General features: G+C 58.6%; 16 protein-coding genes. 10 read left to right on the top strand and 6 right to left on the bottom strand.

Translation table 11 applies throughout. From position 1 onward, the window contains the following. Positions 1-117: 117 nt before the first annotated feature. The gene (gene gltB, locus HPC62_RS07960; protein ID WP_205371276.1) at positions 118-4,761 is read left to right on the top strand and encodes a glutamate synthase large subunit; all 4,644 of its coding nucleotides are present in this window, start codon (positions 118-120) and stop codon (positions 4,759-4,761) included. A 173-nt stretch (positions 4,762-4,934) separates the two neighbouring features. On the opposite strand, the gene HPC62_RS07955 is transcribed toward gltB, so the two are convergent. Further along, complete coding sequence (locus tag HPC62_RS07955) at positions 4,935-5,357, bottom strand: DUF2721 domain-containing protein (protein WP_172354645.1); 423 nt, start codon at positions 5,355-5,357, stop codon at positions 4,935-4,937. Between the two features lie 246 nt (positions 5,358-5,603). Between HPC62_RS07955 and HPC62_RS07950 the strand changes: the two genes are divergently transcribed. From HPC62_RS07950 to HPC62_RS07940, 3 genes are all read left to right on the top strand, one after another. Beyond that, on the top strand, positions 5,604-5,810 hold the full coding sequence (locus tag HPC62_RS07950; RefSeq protein WP_172354643.1) for an RNA-binding S4 domain-containing protein: 207 nt from the start codon (positions 5,604-5,606) through the stop codon (positions 5,808-5,810). A gap of 211 nt (positions 5,811-6,021) precedes the next feature. Next, complete coding sequence (gene acnB, locus HPC62_RS07945; protein ID WP_172354641.1) at positions 6,022-8,610, top strand: bifunctional aconitate hydratase 2/2-methylisocitrate dehydratase; 2,589 nt, start codon at positions 6,022-6,024, stop codon at positions 8,608-8,610. A gap of 121 nt (positions 8,611-8,731) precedes the next feature. After that, positions 8,732-8,968 carry a hypothetical protein gene (locus HPC62_RS07940; RefSeq protein ID WP_172354639.1) on the top strand — a complete coding sequence of 79 codons (237 nt, stop codon included), beginning with the start codon at positions 8,732-8,734 and terminating at the stop codon, positions 8,966-8,968. Between the two features lie 18 nt (positions 8,969-8,986). Here HPC62_RS07940 and HPC62_RS07935 read toward each other — a convergent pair whose 3' ends face one another. Genes HPC62_RS07935 through HPC62_RS07925 form a run of 3 tightly spaced genes read right to left on the bottom strand, consistent with a single transcriptional unit; the run spans position 8,987 to position 12,980 of the window. Then, positions 8,987-10,381, bottom strand: a complete 1,395-nt coding sequence (locus HPC62_RS07935; protein ID WP_172354637.1) for an O-antigen ligase family protein — start codon at positions 10,379-10,381, stop codon at positions 8,987-8,989. A gap of 1 nt (position 10,382) precedes the next feature. Continuing rightward, complete coding sequence (gene wbaP, locus HPC62_RS07930) at positions 10,383-11,825, bottom strand: undecaprenyl-phosphate galactose phosphotransferase WbaP (protein WP_172354635.1); 1,443 nt, start codon at positions 11,823-11,825, stop codon at positions 10,383-10,385. A 45-nt stretch (positions 11,826-11,870) separates the two neighbouring features. Then, on the bottom strand, positions 11,871-12,980 hold the full coding sequence (locus HPC62_RS07925; protein WP_172354623.1) for a glycosyltransferase family 4 protein: 1,110 nt from the start codon (positions 12,978-12,980) through the stop codon (positions 11,871-11,873). Between HPC62_RS07925 and HPC62_RS23895 the strand changes: the two genes are divergently transcribed. Together HPC62_RS23895 and HPC62_RS07920 are read left to right on the top strand one after the other, a co-directional pair. After that, positions 12,979-13,110, top strand: coding sequence for a hypothetical protein (locus tag HPC62_RS23895; RefSeq protein ID WP_255548876.1), 132 nt, complete (start codon positions 12,979-12,981; stop codon positions 13,108-13,110). The two genes, HPC62_RS07925 and HPC62_RS23895, sit on opposite strands and share 2 nt — an antisense overlap. A gap of 221 nt (positions 13,111-13,331) precedes the next feature. After that, the gene (locus HPC62_RS07920) at positions 13,332-14,147 is read left to right on the top strand and encodes an ABC transporter permease (RefSeq protein WP_172354619.1); all 816 of its coding nucleotides are present in this window, start codon (positions 13,332-13,334) and stop codon (positions 14,145-14,147) included. Between the two features lie 102 nt (positions 14,148-14,249). Here the strand turns inward: HPC62_RS07920 and HPC62_RS07915 are convergent, their stop codons facing one another. Continuing rightward, positions 14,250-15,518: a BaiN/RdsA family NAD(P)/FAD-dependent oxidoreductase gene (locus HPC62_RS07915; protein WP_390820345.1), complete on the bottom strand. Its 1,269-nt coding sequence runs from the start codon at positions 15,516-15,518 to the stop codon at positions 14,250-14,252. 142 nt (positions 15,519-15,660) lie between these two features. Between HPC62_RS07915 and HPC62_RS07910 the strand changes: the two genes are divergently transcribed. Genes HPC62_RS07910 through HPC62_RS07900 form a run of 3 tightly spaced genes read left to right on the top strand, consistent with a single transcriptional unit; the run spans position 15,661 to position 17,076 of the window. Next, complete coding sequence (locus HPC62_RS07910) at positions 15,661-15,807, top strand: hypothetical protein (RefSeq protein WP_172354617.1); 147 nt, start codon at positions 15,661-15,663, stop codon at positions 15,805-15,807. A 42-nt stretch (positions 15,808-15,849) separates the two neighbouring features. Next, positions 15,850-16,443, top strand: coding sequence for a Uma2 family endonuclease (locus HPC62_RS07905; RefSeq protein ID WP_172354615.1), 594 nt, complete (start codon positions 15,850-15,852; stop codon positions 16,441-16,443). 45 nt (positions 16,444-16,488) lie between these two features. Beyond that, positions 16,489-17,076, top strand: coding sequence for a Uma2 family endonuclease (locus tag HPC62_RS07900; RefSeq protein ID WP_172354613.1), 588 nt, complete (start codon positions 16,489-16,491; stop codon positions 17,074-17,076). A 53-nt stretch (positions 17,077-17,129) separates the two neighbouring features. On the opposite strand, the gene HPC62_RS07895 is transcribed toward HPC62_RS07900, so the two are convergent. Continuing rightward, positions 17,130-17,873, bottom strand: coding sequence for a sucrose-phosphate phosphatase (locus HPC62_RS07895; RefSeq protein ID WP_172354611.1), 744 nt, complete (start codon positions 17,871-17,873; stop codon positions 17,130-17,132). Between the two features lie 380 nt (positions 17,874-18,253). On the opposite strand from HPC62_RS07895, the gene HPC62_RS07890 reads away from it, so the two are divergent. Further along, positions 18,254-19,510 (top strand): polysaccharide pyruvyl transferase family protein, encoded by a 1,257-nt coding sequence (locus HPC62_RS07890; RefSeq protein WP_205370725.1) that lies wholly within the window; start codon positions 18,254-18,256, stop codon positions 19,508-19,510. Positions 19,511-19,574: the final 64 nt, after the last annotated feature.

Here is a 19,574-nt window from a genome sequence, read left to right as displayed (position 1 = left end):
AATCGCTCACCAGTTCACCACCCCAGAGCCTAAAGCAGTTTGGGGCTTGGGTCGGTTTAGGGTTACTTCAGGGTTATTACAAAACAGGTCTTTTCGTTGAAAGTTGCTATGGGTGGAATGGGCGTGAACCAGAACGAATGGATGGGGCAGGGAACCACGGGCTATGCGGGACAGCGGTGGCTGGTGGAAGAGCGCGACGCTTGTGGGGTCGGGTTTATCGCCGATTCTCAAGGTAGAGCAAGCCATGACCTAGTGCAGAAGGCGCTGGTGGCGCTGTCTTGCATGGAGCATCGGGGGGGCTGTAGCGCAGACCGCGATTCTGGCGACGGTGCAGGGCTGATGACGGCAATTCCCTGGGCGCTGATTGGCGAGTGGTGTCAGTCAGAAGGGGTTGCTCTGCCTGCTGCGGAGAATTTTGGGCTGGGCATGGTGTTTTTGCCGCAGTCTGAGGCCGCAGCGGCGATCGCCCGCGACCTGGCCACCAAAGTTTGGACGGAGTGCGGATTGAAGATCCTCGGCTGGCGCAAAGTACCCGTCCAGCCAAGCGTGCTGGGTGTCCAGGCGAGAGAAAATCAGCCACAAATCGAGCAAGTGCTGGTGCAATCGGCCGACTCTGGCGACGACTTGGAGCGCGACCTCTACTGGGCCCGCAAGCGGATTCTGTCCGTGCTGGCGGATTATCAGGGCGAGTATGCCGAAGCGCTTAAGGACTTCTACGTCTGCTCTTTCTCGAATCGCACGGTTGTTTACAAAGGCATGGTGCGATCGGCCGTGCTAGGTGAGTTTTATCTGGATCTACAAAACCCGCTCTACATCAGCGCGTTTGCTACCTACCATCGCCGCTTTAGCACCAATACCATGCCGAAATGGCCGCTGGCTCAGCCGATGCGCCTGCTGGCCCACAACGGCGAAATCAATACGCTGCTGGGCAATATCAACTGGATGATGGCGCGGGAGGCGGATCTCAGTCATCCGATTTGGGGCGATCGCCTCGAAGACCTGAAGCCCACCGTCCGCCCAGAAAACAGCGACTCCGCCAACTTAGATAACGTGATGGAGTTGCTGGTGCGCTCTGGGCGCGATCCGTTGGCGGCGCTGATGATGATGGTTCCAGAGGCCTACAACAACCAGCCGGATCTGGCCGATCACCCGGAAATTGTGGACTTTTACGAATACTACAGCGGCATTCAGGAGCCGTGGGACGGCCCCGCCCTGCTGGTGTTTGGCGATGGCAAGAAAGTCGGCGCGTCGCTGGATCGAAACGGCTTGCGACCCGCCCGCTATGCGATTACCCGCGATGGCTATATCGTCGTGGCATCAGAAGCGGGGGTAGTGGAATTGCCAGAGGCGGAAATTGTAGAAAAAGGACGGCTGGGCCCCGGACAGGCGATCGCCGTTGACCTGCAATCCCACGAAATTCTGAAAAACTGGGACATTAAGCAGCGCGTTGCCCAGGCTCAGCCCTACGGCGAGTGGCTCAAGCAAAACCGCCGCGAACTGGAGCCGCAGCCTTTCACCACCGAATCCTACCTGGACAGCGTTGCCCTGCTGCGCCACCAGACTGCTTTCGGCTACACCTCCGAAGATGTGGAAATGGTGATTCAGGACATGGCGCAAAAGGGCAGCGAGCCGACCTTCTGCATGGGCGACGACATTCCCCTGGCAGTGCTGTCTGAAAAGCCGCACCTGCTCTATGACTATTTCAAACAGCGCTTTGCCCAGGTGACAAACCCGCCCATCGACCCGCTGCGCGAAAAGCTGGTGATGTCCCTGGCGATGGAACTGGGCGCACGCGGCAACTTGCTGGATGAAAAGCCAGAATACGCCCATCTGCTCAGCCTCAAGTCGCCTGTGCTGAACAACGCGGAGCTAGACTTTATCCGCAACTCGGAGTTTGAAACCGCCAGTCTGTCTACCCTGTTCAGCATTTCTGCTGGGCCCGACGGGCTGCAACAGGCGGTGAATGACCTCTGCCAGCAGGCAACGGCAGCCGTGCGGTCGGGCAAGGCGGTGCTGATTTTGAGCGATCGCCTCTCGTCTAACGGTTCCCTCACCACTCTCAGCGCCAACACCAGCTATATCCCGCCGCTGCTGGCCGTGGGCGCAGTGCATCATCATCTGATCCGCCAGGGCTTGCGGATGAGAGCCTCGCTGATTGTGGACACGGCCCAGTGCTGGAGTACCCACCACTTTGCCTGTTTGATTGGCTATGGAGCCAGCGCCGTATGTCCCTACCTGGCATTTGAAACGGTGCGCCACTGGCACGCCGATCCCAAGACCCAAAGCCTAATGGAGCGCGGCAAGATTGATGCGATTTCGGTGGAAAAAGCGCAGCAAAACTATCGCAAATCGGTCGAGTCGGGCCTGCTGAAGATCCTCTCCAAGATGGGGATTTCCCTGCTCTCCAGCTACCACGGGGCACAGATTTTTGAGGCGATCGGCATCGGCGGCGACCTGCTGCACCTGGGCTTCTATGGCACGGCCTCGCGGCTGGGCGGGCTGAGCGTGGCGGATTTGGCGAACGAGGTGCTGTCCTTCCACAGTCGCGCCTTTCCAGAGCTATCGGTCAAGAAGCTGGAAAACATGGGCTTTGTGCAATATCGTCCCGGTGGTGAATATCACATGAATAGCCCCGAAATGGCGAAGCACCTGCACAAGGCGGTGGACGCGAAGAGCTACGACCACTACGAACTGTACCAGAAGTATCTAGAAGAGCGGCCGCTGACGGCGCTGCGCGATCTGCTGGACTTTAAGAGCGATCGCCCCTCGATTCCGCTCGACGAAGTGGAACCCGTTTCTGAAATTGTCAAGCGCTTCTGCACGGGCGGTATGTCCCTGGGGGCGCTGTCGCGGGAGGCGCACGAAACGCTGGCGATCGCTATGAACCGCATCGGCGGCAAGTCCAATTCTGGCGAGGGCGGCGAAGATCCCGTGCGCTACAAGGTGCTGGACGATGTAGACGGCGACGGGCTATCGCCCACGCTGCCCCACCTGCGGGGACTGAAGAATGGCGATCGCGCTGCCTCTGCGATCAAGCAAATCGCCTCTGGCCGATTTGGGGTTACGCCGGAGTATCTGATGAGCGCCCGTCAGCTTGAAATCAAGATGGCGCAAGGGGCCAAGCCCGGTGAAGGTGGCCAACTTCCGGGCCCCAAGGTCAGCCCCTACATTGCCATGCTGCGCCGCTCGAAGCCCGGCGTGACGCTGATTTCGCCGCCGCCCCACCACGACATCTATTCCATCGAAGACCTAGAGCAACTGATTTTCGACCTGCACCAGATCAATCCCCAGGCGCAGGTGTCGGTGAAGCTGGTGTCGGAAGTGGGCATTGGCACAGTGGCGGCGGGCGTGGCCAAGGCGAACGCCGACATCATCCAAATCTCCGGCCACGACGGCGGCACGGGCGCATCGCCGCTGAGTTCCATCAAACACGCGGGTAGCCCGTGGGAATTGGGGCTGACTGAGGTACATCGTGTGCTGATGGAAAACAAACTGCGCGATCGCGTGCTGCTGCGTGTCGATGGCGGCATCAAGACGGGCTGGGACGTGGTAATGGCGGCGCTGATGGGCGGCGAAGAGTTTGGCTTTGGCTCCATTGCCATGATTGCCGAAGGCTGCATCATGGCGCGGATTTGTCATACCAACAACTGTCCCGTTGGCGTGGCTAGCCAGAAAGAGGAACTGCGGAAGCGCTTCCCCGGCACGCCAGAACACGTTGTCAACTTCTTCTATTTCATCGCCGAAGAAGCGCGATCGCTCTTGGCCCGACTGGGCTACCGCTCCCTCAACGAGATCATCGGCCGCGCTGATTTGCTGAAGGTGCGCGACGGTGTGACGCTGACCAAGACCAAGACGCTAGATCTGTCCTGCCTGATCAACCTGCCCGATACTCGCGAAGACCGCAGTTGGCTGGTTCACGAGACGGTTCACAGCAACGGCCCCGTGCTGGACGACGAAATTCTGTCCGATCCCGCAGTCCAGGCGGCGATTCAAAATCAAACCACTCTTACTAAGTCTGTCGGCGTGGTCAACACGGATCGCAGCGTGGGGGCGCGAGTGGCGGGGGCGATCGCCCGGCAGTATGGTGACACGGGCTTTGCCGGACACCTGACGCTGGAGTTTCAGGGCAGCGTGGGCCAGAGCTTCGGCGCGTTCAACCTCCCCGGCATGACGCTGAAGCTGGAAGGCGAAGCCAACGACTACGTGGGCAAGGGGATGCACGGCGGCGAGATTATCATCCAGCCTGCGGCGGCGGCCAGTTTTGACCCAGCCAGCAATGTAATCGTCGGCAATACCTGCCTCTACGGGGCAACGGGCGGCACCCTCTTTGCCAGCGGGCAAGCGGGCGAACGCTTCGCTGTGCGGAATTCCCTCGGTCGTGCCGTCATCGAAGGCGCAGGCGACCACTGCTGCGAATACATGACGGGCGGTGTGATCGTCGTGCTGGGCAGGGTCGGGCGCAACGTCGGCGCAGGCATGACGGGCGGACTGGCCTACTTCCTGGACGAAGACGGCAGCTTCCCCAGCAAGGTGAACCCGGAGATTATTAAAATCCAGCGCGTCACCAGCCCCGTCGGCGAACAGCAGTTGAAAGACCTGATTGCAGCCCACGCCGATCGCACGGGCAGCGCCAAGGCCAAGCACATCCTGGCCAACTGGGCGACCTATCTGCCCCAGTTTTGGCAGGCGGTTCCCCCGTCGGAAGCCAATAGCCCGGAAGCGGTTTCGGCGGAAGATAAGGTGCTGACGACCACGCCGTAGCGCGGGGCTGCGGTTCAAGCGGCCCGTCTATCGGAGCGAGTGATGGAGTGACGGGGTGACGGAGTGGCGTGCATTACTCCAATACTCCATCACCCCATCACTTTTTCAATACTCCATCACCCCATCACTTTGCAGAACCCGTCACGTTTGATCCACACCTAAAAGATCCACACCTAAAAATAGTCGGGCGATCGCCCTCGTTCTCGTTCCTGTTCTACATCCCGCAGGTGCAGATCGAGGGCGACGACCGAAAGCTGGATTTCCCGCAGCGACAGCGCCAGTGAGATCAGCATCATCACCAGGCTGACGGCAAACATCCACCGGCCCGCCGTTTCAAACCCCAGAAACAGCAGCAGAATGCAAATCACGCTGAACAGCAAACTCGCTGCCCCCCACGCCTGCATATTGCGAATCAGCTTGATGCGGTAGCGCAGACTGGCGATTTCCTGCCGCAGCATAGGGTCAGGCTTGCTCTGGTGGCTGGCGTGCAGGTTGCGGATGATGCTGGCCAGCGCCACAAAGCGGTTTGTGTAGGCCAGCAGCAGCAGCGAAATCGTGGGAAACAGGATTGCAGGAGTGGTGATGTCGATATTCATCGGCGCAAAACGAGGAAACCGAGAGTGCGGTAAAACGAGTGGATCAGCGATGATGACGGGAGGGACTCTCGTAGAGTCTCAGGTGTAGAGTCTCAGGTGTAGTGTCTCAGGTGTAGCGGGCTTTTCACGGTATTCCGGTTGCTATTCGTTCTGGTTGCTATGCCGCACAACAGAGTCTCTTACCAAAATCGGCAATCTAAAATCCAAAAGGGATATCCCCCTGACTTTTTTTAACTTTCTCTTCTTATGGACAATCCTCCTCCCGAAACCATCCGGCTCGATCAGTTTCTGAAATGGGTACAGGCAGTGCCCACGGGCGGCGAAGCCAAGGTGCTGATTCAGATTGGCGAAGTTAGCGTGAACGGGGCAGTGGAAACCCGGCGCGGACGGAAACTGGTAGAGGGCGATCGCGTTTCGATAGCAGGCGAAGAGTTTGTGGTGAATTTGCAGTGAGAGAGAATGAGGGCCTGACCTGTTCCTTCAGACCCTATCCTCAAACTGCTCACTAATAACTCTCGCCACGTTAGCGTAGAGATAAGATGTTGCTCTTGAAATTAGTGCGCCTGAAATTAGTGCGCTTGAAATCGGTTCGCTTGAAATCGGTTCAACATCGGTTTAACATCATTCACGCCCTTTCGCTGGTGTTTGGGAGCAAGAATTAATCATGCTGGAAGCCTATCGTAACCATGTCGCAGAGCGAGCAGCGCTGGGGATTCCGCCGCTGCCACTGTCTGCTGAGCAAACGTCCGAATTGTGCGAACTGCTGAAGCATCCACCAGCGGGTGAAGAAGAATTTTTGGTGAGTTTGCTGCGCGATCGCATTCCGCCGGGGGTCGATCAGGCGGCCTACGTAAAGGCAGGATTTCTAACGGCGATCGCCAAGGGAGAAGCCTCCAGCCCGCTGATCTCGCCCCAATACGCCACGGAACTGCTGGGCACGATGATGGGGGGCTACAACGTGCGATCGCTCATCGACCTGCTGCACTCGCCCAATGCAGAGGTTGTTGCCACCGCCACTGCCGCCCTCAGCAAGACGCTGCTGATCTACGATGCGTTTCATGACATTCAGGAACTAGCGGAAAGCGGAAACGAATCAGCCCAGCAAATCATGACCGCCTGGGCCAATGCAGACTGGTTCACCAGCCGCCCGCCGCTGCCCGAAGCTATCACGGTGACGGTGTTCAAAGTGCCTGGTGAAACCAACACCGACGACCTCTCGCCCGCGCCCCACGCCACCACCCGCCCCGACATTCCGCTCCACGCGACGGTAATGCTAGAAAGCCGCCAGCCCGGTTCCCTAGAAACCATTGCGGAACTAAAGAAAAAAGGACATCCCGTGGCCTACGTCGGGGACGTGGTGGGCACGGGGTCTTCTCGCAAATCCGCCACCAACTCCGTCCTCTGGCACATGGGCGAAGACATCCCCTTTGTGCCCAATAAGCGCACGGGCGGCTATTGCCTGGGGGGTAAGATCGCGCCTATTTTCTTCAACACGATGGAAGACTCTGGCGCGTTGCCCATCGAGTGCGACGTGACGAAGATGGAAACGGGCGACGTGATCACCATCTATCCCTATAAGGGCGAAATCACCAATGAGGCGGGCGAGGTGATCTCCACCTTTACGCTCAAGCCCGATACCATTCTGGACGAGGTGCGGGCAGGCGGACGGATTCCCCTGCTCATTGGGCGATCGCTCACCGACAAAACCCGCATGGCCCTGGGGTTGCCCCCCAGCGATTTGTTCATCCGTCCGAAAATGCCCGCCGACACAGGCAAAGGCTTTACCCTGGCGCAAAAGATGGTGGGCAAGGCCTGCGGTCTTCTGGGCGTGCGCCCCGGTACGTCTTGCGAACCAATCATGACCACCGTTGGCTCTCAGGACACCACCGGCCCCATGACCCGCGACGAACTAAAGGAACTCGCCTGCCTGGGCTTCAGCGCCGACCTGGTGATGCAGAGCTTCTGCCACACCGCCGCCTATCCCAAACCCGTCGATATCAAAACCCACCACAGCCTGCCCGACTTCATCACCTCTCGCGGCGGCGTGTCCCTGCGTCCTGGCGACGGCATCATCCACTCCTGGCTAAACCGAATGCTGCTGCCAGATACCGTGGGTACGGGCGGCGACTCCCACACCCGCTTCCCATTGGGCATTTCCTTCCCGGCTGGCTCTGGGCTGGTGGCCTTCGCGGCTGCGCTAGGCGTAATGCCGCTGGACATGCCAGAGTCGGTGCTGGTGCGGTTTAAGGGCACGCTGCAACCGGGCGTAACGCTGCGCGACGTGGTAAACGCGATTCCCTACGTTGCCATTCAGCAGGGCAAGCTGACGGTTGCAAAAGAAAACAAGAAGAATGTCTATTCCGGTCGCATCATCGAAATGGAGGGTCTGCCGGATCTGCAACTGGAGCAAGCCTTTGAACTGACGGACGCAACCGCCGAACGCTCCGCCGCAGGCTGCACCATCAAGCTGAGCGAGGCCACGGTGGCAGAATATCTGCGGTCCAATGTGGCGCTGCTGAAGAACATGGTGGCACGGGGCTATGGCGATGCCCGCACGATCCTCCGCCGCGTCCGCAAGATGGAGGCATGGCTGGCCAATCCCTCGCTGATGAGTGCTGACCCCGATGCAGAATACGCCGACATTATCGAGGTAGATCTGGATCAAATCAAGGAGCCAATCGTAGCCGCGCCCAACGACCCCGACAATATCAAGCTAATGTCGGAATGCGCGGGCGACCCGATTCACGAGGTCTTCATTGGCTCCTGCATGACCAATATCGGCCACTATCGCGCCGCGGCAAAGGTGCTGGAGGGCGCGGGCCCGGTGAAGGTGCGCCTGTGGATTGCCCCGCCCACCCGCATGGACGAACAGCAGCTTCGCGAAGAGGGCTATTACGGCATCTTTGCCGCAGCGGGGGCCCGCACGGAGATGCCCGGCTGCTCGCTCTGCATGGGCAACCAGGCCCGCGTCGATGACGGCGTGACGGTGTTCTCCACTTCCACCCGCAACTTCAACAACCGCATGGGCAAAGGCGCACAGGTCTACCTGGGTTCGGCAGAATTGGCGGCGGTCTGCGCCCTGCTGGGTCGTATTCCGACCGTAGAAGAATACATGGAGATCGTGACGAAAAAGATCGACCCGTTTGCCAGCGACCTCTATCGCTATCTCAACTTCGACCAGATTGTGGGATTTGAGGACGAGGGACGGGTGATTCCCAAAGAGGAAGAAGCAAAGCTTGTTGCGTCGATCTGACGCTGATTGCGACTGCGTTTCGCTTGAGCAACTTTCTCTAAGCTAGAGTTGGGGCAGGCAAGGCTGCCCTAACTTTTGGCTTTTTGGTGATGATGCAGGCTGCGACCGACCCCAACGCCCCATGCAAGCCGCCGACACATCCGACAGTTTTCAAAAAGCAGTCCTAGAGCGTCTGGACACCCTCAAGGTCGAGCTAGACAGCCTGAAGATAGATGTAGACGGACTCAAGCAAGAACTGAGCCAGACGAACGTGCGCGTGGATGCCTACCAAAAGGCATCGAATCAGGTGGTGAATCTGGCGTTTGGGCTGATTGCAACGGCAACGCTGACGATTATGGTCAGCACGGTTTTGCGATAGGCAGCCAGCGAGAGAACTCTAGGGTAGAGGCGAGGAATTGACTGGTTTCTTGGCAGCAAAACTAAAAATTCCTGCCAGCAGCACCCAGTTCAGCACGTTGACCCGCGAATCGTATAGCGGCACGTCGAACAGCGCGAAGCCGACGCTGCTGAAGAAGCCCAAGAGATAGCCAAACAGAATGCCACGCTCTGGAGCCTTCAGGCTTTTTGCCAGCAGTTGCCGCACACCCCGCGCACAGATCCGCCCCACCAGCAGCGTCAGCAGCAGCATTGCCGGAATGCCTGCCTCCACGGCCAGGGTCAGCCACAGATTGTGGGCATGGGAGATGTCCTGAAAATCCGTCAGGGCCATCAGGTCGGGCGTGAGGTACTGCGGATATACCAGCTTGTAGTTGCCCAGGCCCCAGCCGAGCCAAGGGTGGTCACCTACCATCTGCACCGCTGCGCCCCACAGTTTCGTTCGGGGGTCATCTGCCCAGGTCGCCAAGTCGAGCGATCGCCCGCCAATGCCAATCACAGCTGCGCCGCCGACCATCACCACCAGCCCGCCCAGCGCCGCCGCCACGGTCTTCCAGCTAGACCGCGCCACCACCAGCGCAAAACACAGCAGTTGCAGCACCGCCAGCAGCAGGGCATTGCGCGACCCGGTGCAGAAAATGCCCAGCAGGTTGAGCAAGGTCGCACCGGAAATCAAACGCAGGGAAACGGACTGGAGGGCCTCTGCCCCAGCGTTTTGTGCGTCGGGTTGGCGGTCTGACCAAACGGACTCTGCGGAGTCTGGCAGACTGTGTGGCACAACGGCCCGATCCAGCGCCAGCCGATAGAGGATCAGCCCCAACCCCAGCGCCATCACCAGCACCAAAAAGCTGCCCATTGCGTTGGGGTGGTCAAACATTACCATTGCCCGGCCTTTGTGGGGGGCGGCCCGAATCCAGCGAAACAGCGGAAAATGCCGCCACCAAACGGGCATTCGGGGAATTTTGATAATGTATTCCACCAGGCTGATCAGGTTGATGGGAATGGCAACCAGAACCAACCCCAGGGCAATCTGGGCAAGCCGTTCAACGCAGTTTAACAAGTAGGGCAGAATGGCGAAAAATAGGAAATAGGGCAAAAAATTCGCCAGTTGCAGCAGCGCTTCGCCTCGATCGTAGGCAAACAGCCCGCTCAGCAGCAGCAGCCCGCTCAGCAGCAGCAGCCCACCACCCGTGACCCTGTCCAGCCCTGCCCGCCGAAACCGCCCCCACAGCCGCGCCGTCACTGCCACCATGCCCAGTAGCCCCAGATAGGAAACGTAGGGCATGACCATCAGGCTGACCCAAAACAAATTCCACACGGAACCCCACGCCGTCCGCAGCGAGAGCGCTTGCCCCCAAAACCGCACAGGTTCGCGTCTGGCTTTTTGCCCCGCCACGTTAGTAGGCTCCTTCGCCCGACAGCACCACCCACACCGTCCGCATCAGGATATACAAATCCAGCCACACCGACCAGTTTCGGACGTAGTAGGCATCCAGATTCACCCGCTCTTTATAGGACAAATTATTGCGCCCCGACACTTGCCACAGCCCCGTCAGCCCCGGCGTGACCTTTGTATACAGAGCAAACTTGTCGCCGTAGCGCGGAATCTCTTCATCCACAATCGGGCGCGGTCCTACCAGGCTCATCTCGCCGCGCAGGATGTTCCAAAGCTGGGGCAATTCATCCAGGCTGGTCTGTCGCAGAAACCGACCGACACGGGTAACTCGTGGATCGCGGCGGAGCTTGTGGTCGCGCTCCCAGGAACGGCGCAGCTTGGGGTGCGCTTCTAGATAATCGTGTAAGACTTGGTCGGCGTTTTGCACCATCGAGCGGAATTTCCAGGCTTTAAACGATTCGCCATTTTGCCCGATGCGGGTCTGCCCGTAGAAAATGGGGCCCGGCGAATCGAGCCGAATTAGCACCGCAATCAGGATGATAAACGGCAGCACCAGCAGCCCGCCGAACAGGGTAATGATGCGATCTAGCGCAAACTTGACCAGGCGCGGCCCCGGCAAGAGCAACTGCTGCCGCACCTCTAGTCCCAGGATGCCGCCCATGTCTCGCGCCTCGACCCAGAGGCTAGAAAAGTCGAATAAATCGGGGATGACCAGCAGGTGAGCGAAGGTCTGGGTGTGCTGTTCGATCACGTCCAGCAGGCGGACGCGGGGCACACCGGGCATGGCCACGATGGCGTAGGGAATGCGGCGCGATCGCGCAATCATGGGAGCTAGATCAATGCCGCCCATCACCGGAACCCCGTGCAGCGAGCCGTGCTTGGCGGGGTCGTCATCCAGCACCACCACCGGACGCAGCCCAATGCGGGGGCGCTTTTGCAGCGTGCGAACCACCATTTCGCCCGTCTTGCCTGCCCCCAGCACCACGACGGGATAGCCCCACCAGCGCTTGCGGGCAAACCAGTGTCGTGTGAGCGATCGCCCAATCAGCACCAGCACGATAGACAATAGCCACGCCATCACAAAAATACCGCGTGAGTAGACCTCACCGCTCTGCCGCAAAAAAATCGTCACACCCAGCAGAAAATACACTAGACTCGTGCCAATGGTGACGCAGCGAAACTCATCGACCGGACTCTGGGCCACGCCGGGGTATAGCCCAATCGCGGCATACACCAACACAAATAGCCCCATGAGCGGCAGCAGTTGCCAGTAGAGGAGCGGCTGAAACTTGCCATCCAGAAACCAGCGCAGATAGACGCTGATCGTTCCTGCCAGACTCAGCATCAGCAGATCGGAGCTAATCATCCCCACCAGCGTTGGAACGGTGCGGGTGGAGATGCTCAAAGCAGATAGCGCCGGACGTAGGGTTCGGTTAAGTTGCATTGCGTTCCGTTACTCCTCACGCTATTACTTTAGGGGATCTTTACCTCATCCCTGCTGAAATTTTGCCCACTGCTGATCTACAAATTGCGCTAGCTCGGCGCGAAAGCGTTCTGGGCTAAACCGTTCGGCGTTTTGGCGAGAGTCGTCGGGGTGAAACCGGAAATCGCCCGCTTCGAGCGATCGCACCGCTTCCACCACCGCCGCCACCGTCTGTTCGGGCATCAAAATCCCCGTCTTGCCAGGAATCACCGTCTCCGCAGCCCCGCCCCGCCCATAGCCGATCACGGGCGCACCCGCCGCCTGCGCTTCCACCATCGCGATGCCAAAGTCTTCCTCGGCCGGATAAACAAACGCCTTGCAGCGCTGCATGTGATCGCGCACGACCGCATCAGGCTGTCGGCCCAATAGACGCACAGTTGGCCCCGCCAGGGCCGCCACCCGCCGAAATTCTGACCCGTCGCCAATCACCACCAGCGGCAAGCCCAGTTGTGTAAACGCTTCTACCACCAGATCGACTCGCTTGTAGGGCACAAACCGCGACAGCGTAAAGTAAAAGTCCTCGCGGGTTTCCGCTGGCGAGAACCGATCCACCGCCACAGGCGGATAAATCACCTCCGCAGTCCGCCGATACGTTTTCCAAATTCGACGAGCCACAAACCGGGAATTTGCAATGAAATGATCCACTCGATTCGCGCAGGCAACGTCCCACAGGCGCAGGTAGTGGAGAATTCCCTGGGCGATCGCGGCCTTGGGGCCCCGCAGCCGAGCTTCCTGAAAATACTGCTGCTGCATTTCCCAGGCATAGCGGATGGGCGTATGCACGTAGCTAATATGAAGCTGGTCGGCGCGGGTCATCACGCCCTTGGCTACTGCATGATGGCTCGACAAAATCACATCGTAGGGCGACAGGTCAAACTGCTCGATCGCCAGCGGCATCAGCGGCAGATAGGCCCGAAAGCGCGGATTAGCAAACGGCAAATGCTGCAAAAACGAAGTCGTCACCGGGCGATGCTGAATAAAAAAGCGCAGATCCTCCGGCAAAAAATCCACCAGGCTGAACAAATCGGCTTCGGGATAAAGCTGCAACATCTGCTCGCACACCCGCTCCGACCCGGCATAGGTGACCAGCCACTCATGGACAACAGCAATCTTCATGGCACAGTCTTTCGCACGGAATAGCTCATGGGATCTGGGTGTGGCGCAGCTTGAATCGGTAGGCAAGGGGCTGGCGCGACAGGTTTCACGACGCGAGGTTTCCCCCGCTCCACCAACCCATTACACCTAGAGACGTAGCGCCTTAGAGTAGAGTATTATCAGGCATCGAGTGTGAATAATTGCAAACTACGCTCCTGGCAACCCAGCAGGCTGCACCGACAGCAACCGGACGACAAGCCAGCGGCTAGGAAGATTGTAGACAGGTTATTGGCAGATTACTGTAGACAGATTGTAGACAGACTGTAAACAGAGAGTGTGGCGTTTGAACGAGGAGCGTTTTGGCACAAGCCTATGACAGCACTGAAACCGATTCAAAAACGGGGTGTGAAGTTCGCCTTCAACCAGCACCAGCTCGAAAACTACCGCGATCTGCTACTCGTTCTGTTTCAAAAGGAATTTAAAGTCCGCTACAAGGGCAAGTTTCTGGGCTATCTCTGGTCGATCGCCAGTCCGCTGGCCTTTGCAATGGTTTACTACATTGCCTTCAGCGGCATTATGCGGGTGGCTGTGGAGGGCTATCCGCTGATTCTGGTGTCAGGGCTGTTTCCCTGGCAGTGGTTCCAGAACTCCGTCGGCTCCGCACCCAATCTGTTTGTTGGCAATGCCAGCCTGATCAAAAAGCTCAACTTTCCGCGCAATATCCTCTCGCTGTCCACCATTCTGAATCACATGGTGCATTTCTTGCTGTCGCTGCCTGTGATTCTCATTTTCATGGTGATTTACGGCAAATCGCCGACGCTGGCGTGGCTCTACGGGCTGCCCGTCATGATGGTGGTTCAGCTTTTTACCGTCTATGGGCTGGCGCTGGTGCTGGCGACGCTGAACCTGTTTTTGCGGGATATTGAGCGGCTCACGCAGATTGTGATGACGTTCGTATTTTATTTTACGCCGATTATTTTCACGGCGGATATGATTCCTGAGCGATTCCGCCCGCTGATTCCGCTGAATCCGGCCGCGCCGCTGATGATTAACTGGCGAAACCTGTTTCTTTACGGCTATATCGACGGACACTACCTGCTGATCAGCGCGGGCTATGCGATGTTGTTCTTTATCATCGGCACGCTGGTCTATCGCAAGCTGTCGTGGAAGTTTGCAGAAGTGCTGTAGGCAATCCAAAATCGCCAATCTGAAATTCAAACCCTAATCAAAACCCTAGATAGTGGGGAGATAGTGGGGTTTAATTGTCGCTTAGTTTGGCGCTTGGTTAGCTCAGTCGAACGGGGCGATTTGCGAAGCAATCCCTGCGGAAATCGCCTTTCCAGCCAGCCAGCCCGTTGTCCAGGCGCTCTGGAAATTAAAGCCGCCCGTTACACCGTCGATATCCAGGATTTCGCCCGCAAAGTAGAGGCCCGGACAAACGCGGCTTGCCATCGTTTTGAAATCGACTTCCTTGAGCGACACGCCGCCGCAGGTGACAAATTCCTCTTTGAATACGCCCTTGCCTGCAATGGCATACTGCCCCTGGGTGAGTTCCTGCCGGAGGTGATGAAGCTGCGGTTTAGACAAATCGGCCCAGCGCTGGTCGGGTGCAACCTGAGCGCGATCGCCCAAATAGTTCCACAGGCGGCGCGGCAGGGGAAAATCGGGTGGCACCGTGGAGCGGACGGCCCGCTTGCCCCAGTCGGTCTTGGTCTGCTGCAAGCTCTGCCGGATTTGCTCTGGGGACTGATTAGGCAGCCAGTGGATCTGGGCGATCGCCCGATAGCCGCAGTTGTGCAGCGCCCTGGCTCCCCAGGCGGATAGCTTTAGCACCGCAGGCCCGCTCAGTCCCCAGTGGGTGATCAGCAGCGGCCCGGTTTGGGTCAGAGGCTTCTGGTCGGGGCATTTCACTGTCACCTGCGCCGACTCGACCGACACACCCGCCAGTTCGTGCAGCGCTGGCTCCGGCACGTTAAAGGTAAACAGCGAGGGGACGGGCGGTTCTAGGGTATGCCCCAAAGATTGGGCGATGCGATATCCCTGGGGGCTGCTGCCTGTAGCCAAGAGGAGGCGATCGCCCCGCAGCGTTCCGCCCGCCCGCAACTGTGCTGCAAAGCCCTGCCCGTCGCGCACCACCGCCGTCACCGCCGCGCCCGGTTTTACCTGCACGCCCGCCGCCTCGGCCGCCTGCACCAGACAGTTCACAATCGTCGCCGAGTCGTCGGTGGTGGGAAACATGCGCCCGTCGGCTTCCGTTTTCAGCATCACGCCGCGCTGCTGAAACCACGCCACCGTGTCTCGCGGCTGAAACCGGGTAAAGGCTCCCCGCAGCGCCTTGCCCCCTCGCGGATAGTGCTGCACCAGCGCCGCCGGGTCAAAGCAGGCGTGGGTGACGTTGCATCGGCCGCCGCCAGAAATGCGGACTTTGCCCAGGGGTTCCCGCGCCGCTTCCAGCAGCGTCACATGGGCCGACGGACAAGACTCCGCAGCGGCGATCGCCCCAAAGAAGCCCGCCGCGCCGCCGCCAATAATCAGAATCGCAGGAGAAGCAGAGATAATGAACGTGCAAAAGATGGAACGAAGTTTAGTGTATCGCTGCGGCGCGAAGATGTGGGCACGACTCAAAAGCCTTGAGAAGCTAGCAGGGTCTGTCTGCGGATTATCACCGGAGTGATGCCCGGAGTTCTTGGATTAGCGCGTTGTGATTTTTCGACTGTTTGCCACGCTCCACCCAGTCACTGAGTTGCTCGACCGAGAGCATTGGAAACGTGAGGCTGCGATCGCCCGCTACATACACACCGTCGGCGGCTGTGTAGTAGACACTGACTCCATCTTAAGTGACTTATGATCGAAGACAATTCGGGCCCTGCAACCTGTAGAGGCGATCGCCATGACATTTACCCAAAAGCTGACCTTTGCCGACTATCTGGCGCTGGAGGACTCTAGGCAGGAAGAAAAGCTGGAGTTGATTAACGGAGAACTAATCGCCTTGCCACCAGAAGCCTGGTTAAACAACGACATTGCCATGTTTGTGTTTTTGCAACTGGTGGCAATTGGGGTTCCATTTCAGCGTGTGAAGGTGAATAGCTGCGAACTGCAAACGCCTGTTTTAGAGGTGGGCGACGCGGCAAATCGCTATCCCGATTTGGTGGTGGTGGAGCCAGTGCATCGCGCCCATCCTAGTCAGCGCATGACAATCACGCTGGAGATGCCGCCGCCGCTGTGGGTGATGGAGGTGGTCAGCCCAGGCAAAACGAACCGCGATCGCGATTACATTCGCAAGCGGGCACAATACGCAGCGGTGGGCATTCCCGAATACGTGATTGTTGACCCAGAAGAGCAGGCGGTTCTGGTGCTGCGGCTAGAGCAGGGGGAGTATATCGAAGCGGGACGCTACACAGGCGAGCGCCCCCTCCAGTCGCCCACGTTCCCTGCGCTGAACCTGACCGCCGCCCAGGTCCTCAGCGCGGGGCAAGACGGCTGACTGCGTGTAAAGCAGGTAAAGCAAATAACCAGGAGGGCAATCGCCATGACGTTTACCCAAAAGCTGACCTTTGCCGACTATCTGGCGCTGGAGGACACAGGCATTGAAGGACGCGCCGAACTGATCGAGGGAGAACTGATCGCCTTGCCACCGGAATCCAGAATCAACACCGAAATTGCAACCTTTGTGTTCTCATCGCTACTGGCGATCGCCATTCCGCATTATCTGCTGAAGCTCTATTCCTGCGAGGTGCAAACGCCCGTGTTGGAACCCAGAGATGCGGCCAATCGGTATCCCGATCTAGTGCTGATTCGAGAGGAACACCGAGCCTTGTGCGATCGCCGCATGACCATTACGCTGGAGATGCCGCCGCCGCTGTGGGTGATGGAGGTGGTCAGCCCAGGCAAAACGAACCGTGATCGCGATTACATTCGCAAGCGGGCACAATACGCAGCGGTGGGCATTCCCGAATACGTGATTGTTGACCCAGAAGAGCAGGCGGTGCTGGTGCTGCGGCTAGAGCAGGGGGAATATATCGAAGCGGGACGCTACACGGGCGAGTGCCCCCTCCAGTCGCCTACCTTCCCAGCGCTGAACCTGACCGCTGCCCAGGTCCTCAGCGCGGGACAGTAGCTCTGCTGTCCTCTACTGGCCTTTAGCCCAGCGTTACAACCTTTAGCCCAGCGTTACAAAAAGTCGAAGTAATCCAGTCCTTCCAGAATGCCCGCAGCGCAGTGACCGTCTGCCAGATAGCGGTGCGGGGCGAGGTTTTCCTGATGCCACTGGCGCAGTTCGGGCATGGCATTGCCGACGATAATGCCGCGCTCTTCGCCCATCATGAACATTGACAGGTCGTTGCCCGAATCGCCACAGGCCACGGTGCGCTCTGGCTCAAAGCCCCACTGCTGCCGCAAAAACACCATCGCTAGCCCTTTGTTGGCGCTTTGGGGCAAGATGTCGAGGTGGCGGCCGCCGCTGTAGACTAGGTTGATCTGCAAGCCTTGGGACTGGAGGGCGGCTTCTAGCTCAGGCAGCAAATCAGGGGCGATCGCCGCATCCAGAAAATAGCTTGCCTTAAACTCGTTTTGCTCCTCTGCGGGCTGAAGCTCCAAATCTGCAAAATGGGCAACGGTGGACAGAACGCGATCGCGCGACCAGCCATCGCTCAGCTTTTCCCACCAGAGGGAATCGGGGCTGCCGTCGGGATAGGTGATAGCCGTGCCGACACCTGTGACAACGGCATCAGGGGGCAGCAGAGGCTTTTCCGACAGGAGTTGCTGATACAGCGAGGGCGATCGCCCCGTCGAGTAGACAATCTTGGTGTCGTGGGTGCGGCGATGCCAATCGAGCGCCTCGTTGAGCTGCGCCATTGCTTCATCATCGCCTACCAGCGTATGATCCAGGTCGGTAATGAATAAAAACTGCGTCACGGCTCCTCTATCCTCCGGGGTTGACCGCTCCTACCATAGCTCGAAGCGGGAATACTATTAAGATAAGCGGCGCACATCGCTCTCCTCCTCATCCTTTCAGCAGAAAAAACCGTGTAAAGGCCAAGTCAAATCCCAGAAGCTCTGCCCTAGCCACTCCTAGATGCTGGGCTAGTAAATGCTGGGCTAGCAAAAACCAGTTTGCTTGATCAGTCCGCAGCGAGACCCTAATGCAGCAAAGAGACGTTTCTCACGAGTCCAATCGCACCCCTTCTGTTTCAGAATTTACGTTCGCCAAGCCAGAGCTAATCCCAGAACAGTCTGCTGACGGGTTGGATCAAGCACCACAGGTCATTGGGCAGGGTTCAGAGATCAGGCACAGATTGCAGCCTATTCAGGATTTTTGGCGATCGCTCCAGACGGGTAGCTTGGTAAACGCCGTACTGCGCTATTTCGATCGCCATTGGTATCCCCAGCTTTCGATTGCCGACCGGGTTGAAAAGGTAAACGCGGTATCTTCGCCTGCCCCTGCTGATTTGCAGGCGGATTGGCCAACGGGGGCTGATCCGGTATCCCACCAGATGGCCCAGGCGGCCAATTCGGATCAGCCCAAAGCTTCCAGCGGGTTCCGCGCTAAAGTGGTGCAGACCTTTGGGCGGTCGCCCCGCTTGCAGGCCAATGCTCCTGTGCCCCTGTGCTGGGCCGCGACGACGCTGCGGCAGCCCTACGCGAATCTGGGTGATGCGCTCAGCCCGGTGATTGTCAGTGCGCTATCGGGCTTGCCGATTGTGCATCAGCGGTTCGACTCGGCTTCCGAGCGCCTGGCCAGCGTGGGCACGATTGGGCACGGGCTAAAGAACGGCTCAGTTCACCTCTGGGGCACGGGCATCGACGGCAAGCGGCATCCCTACCACCGCCACTTGACGTATTATGAGCGGCCGGAGAATACAGAATTCACAATTCACGCGCTGCGCGGCCCCTTTAGCGCCAGAGTGTTTGAAAAGCAGGGCATTCCTGTGACCGATGCCTATGGCGACCCGGTGATGCTGCTGCCCAAGATCATGTCTCCTGCCACAGAAAAGACCCACGAACTGGGCATCGTGGTGCATATTTCCGAATTGCGCGAGCTGAAAGATGGGGCCGCCGTGCGAAACGAACTGGGGCGCTACTACATCCCCGAAGATCTGCGCGATTCGGTGAAAATCATCACCACGCTCACCGATGCCAACCTGACTGCGCTGGAAGACCGAGTGCGCGAGATGACCGCCTGCAAGCGAATCCTCAGCACCAGCCTGCATGGATTGGTGATTGCTGAAACCTACGGCATTCCCTGCGCCTACTTTCGCCCGTTTGGGCGGGGCCCGCTCCAGGTGGATTTGATGGACGAGCAGGTGTTTCTCGACCATCGCGTGCGCGACTATTATGCAGGCATGGGGCTAAAGACGCTGCACATCTTTTGTCGCGAACGGAAGCGCCCGACCAACTGGGAGCGGGCGATCGCCGCCATTGACCGCATCTGGCAGCCCATCGAGTGGTCGCCCCAGCGCTTGCTGGAGACCTTTCCCCTGCCCCTGGCGGTTAATCCAATGGAGGTCGAAACGTTTGGCGATCGCGCTTTGCTAGAGCGCATCCGATTGTAAAAACGCGAATAAAAAAACGCGAATTAAAAACACTATAAAAATGCGAAAAAAGCGGGCACTGCCC

It is taken from the genome of Thermoleptolyngbya sichuanensis A183 (assembly GCF_013177315.1).
Lineage (GTDB): Bacteria > Cyanobacteriota > Cyanobacteriia > Elainellales > Elainellaceae > Thermoleptolyngbya > Thermoleptolyngbya sichuanensis.
Note: the sequence above shows the minus strand (reverse complement) of the source record. Positions and strands in the feature narration are given on the sequence as shown.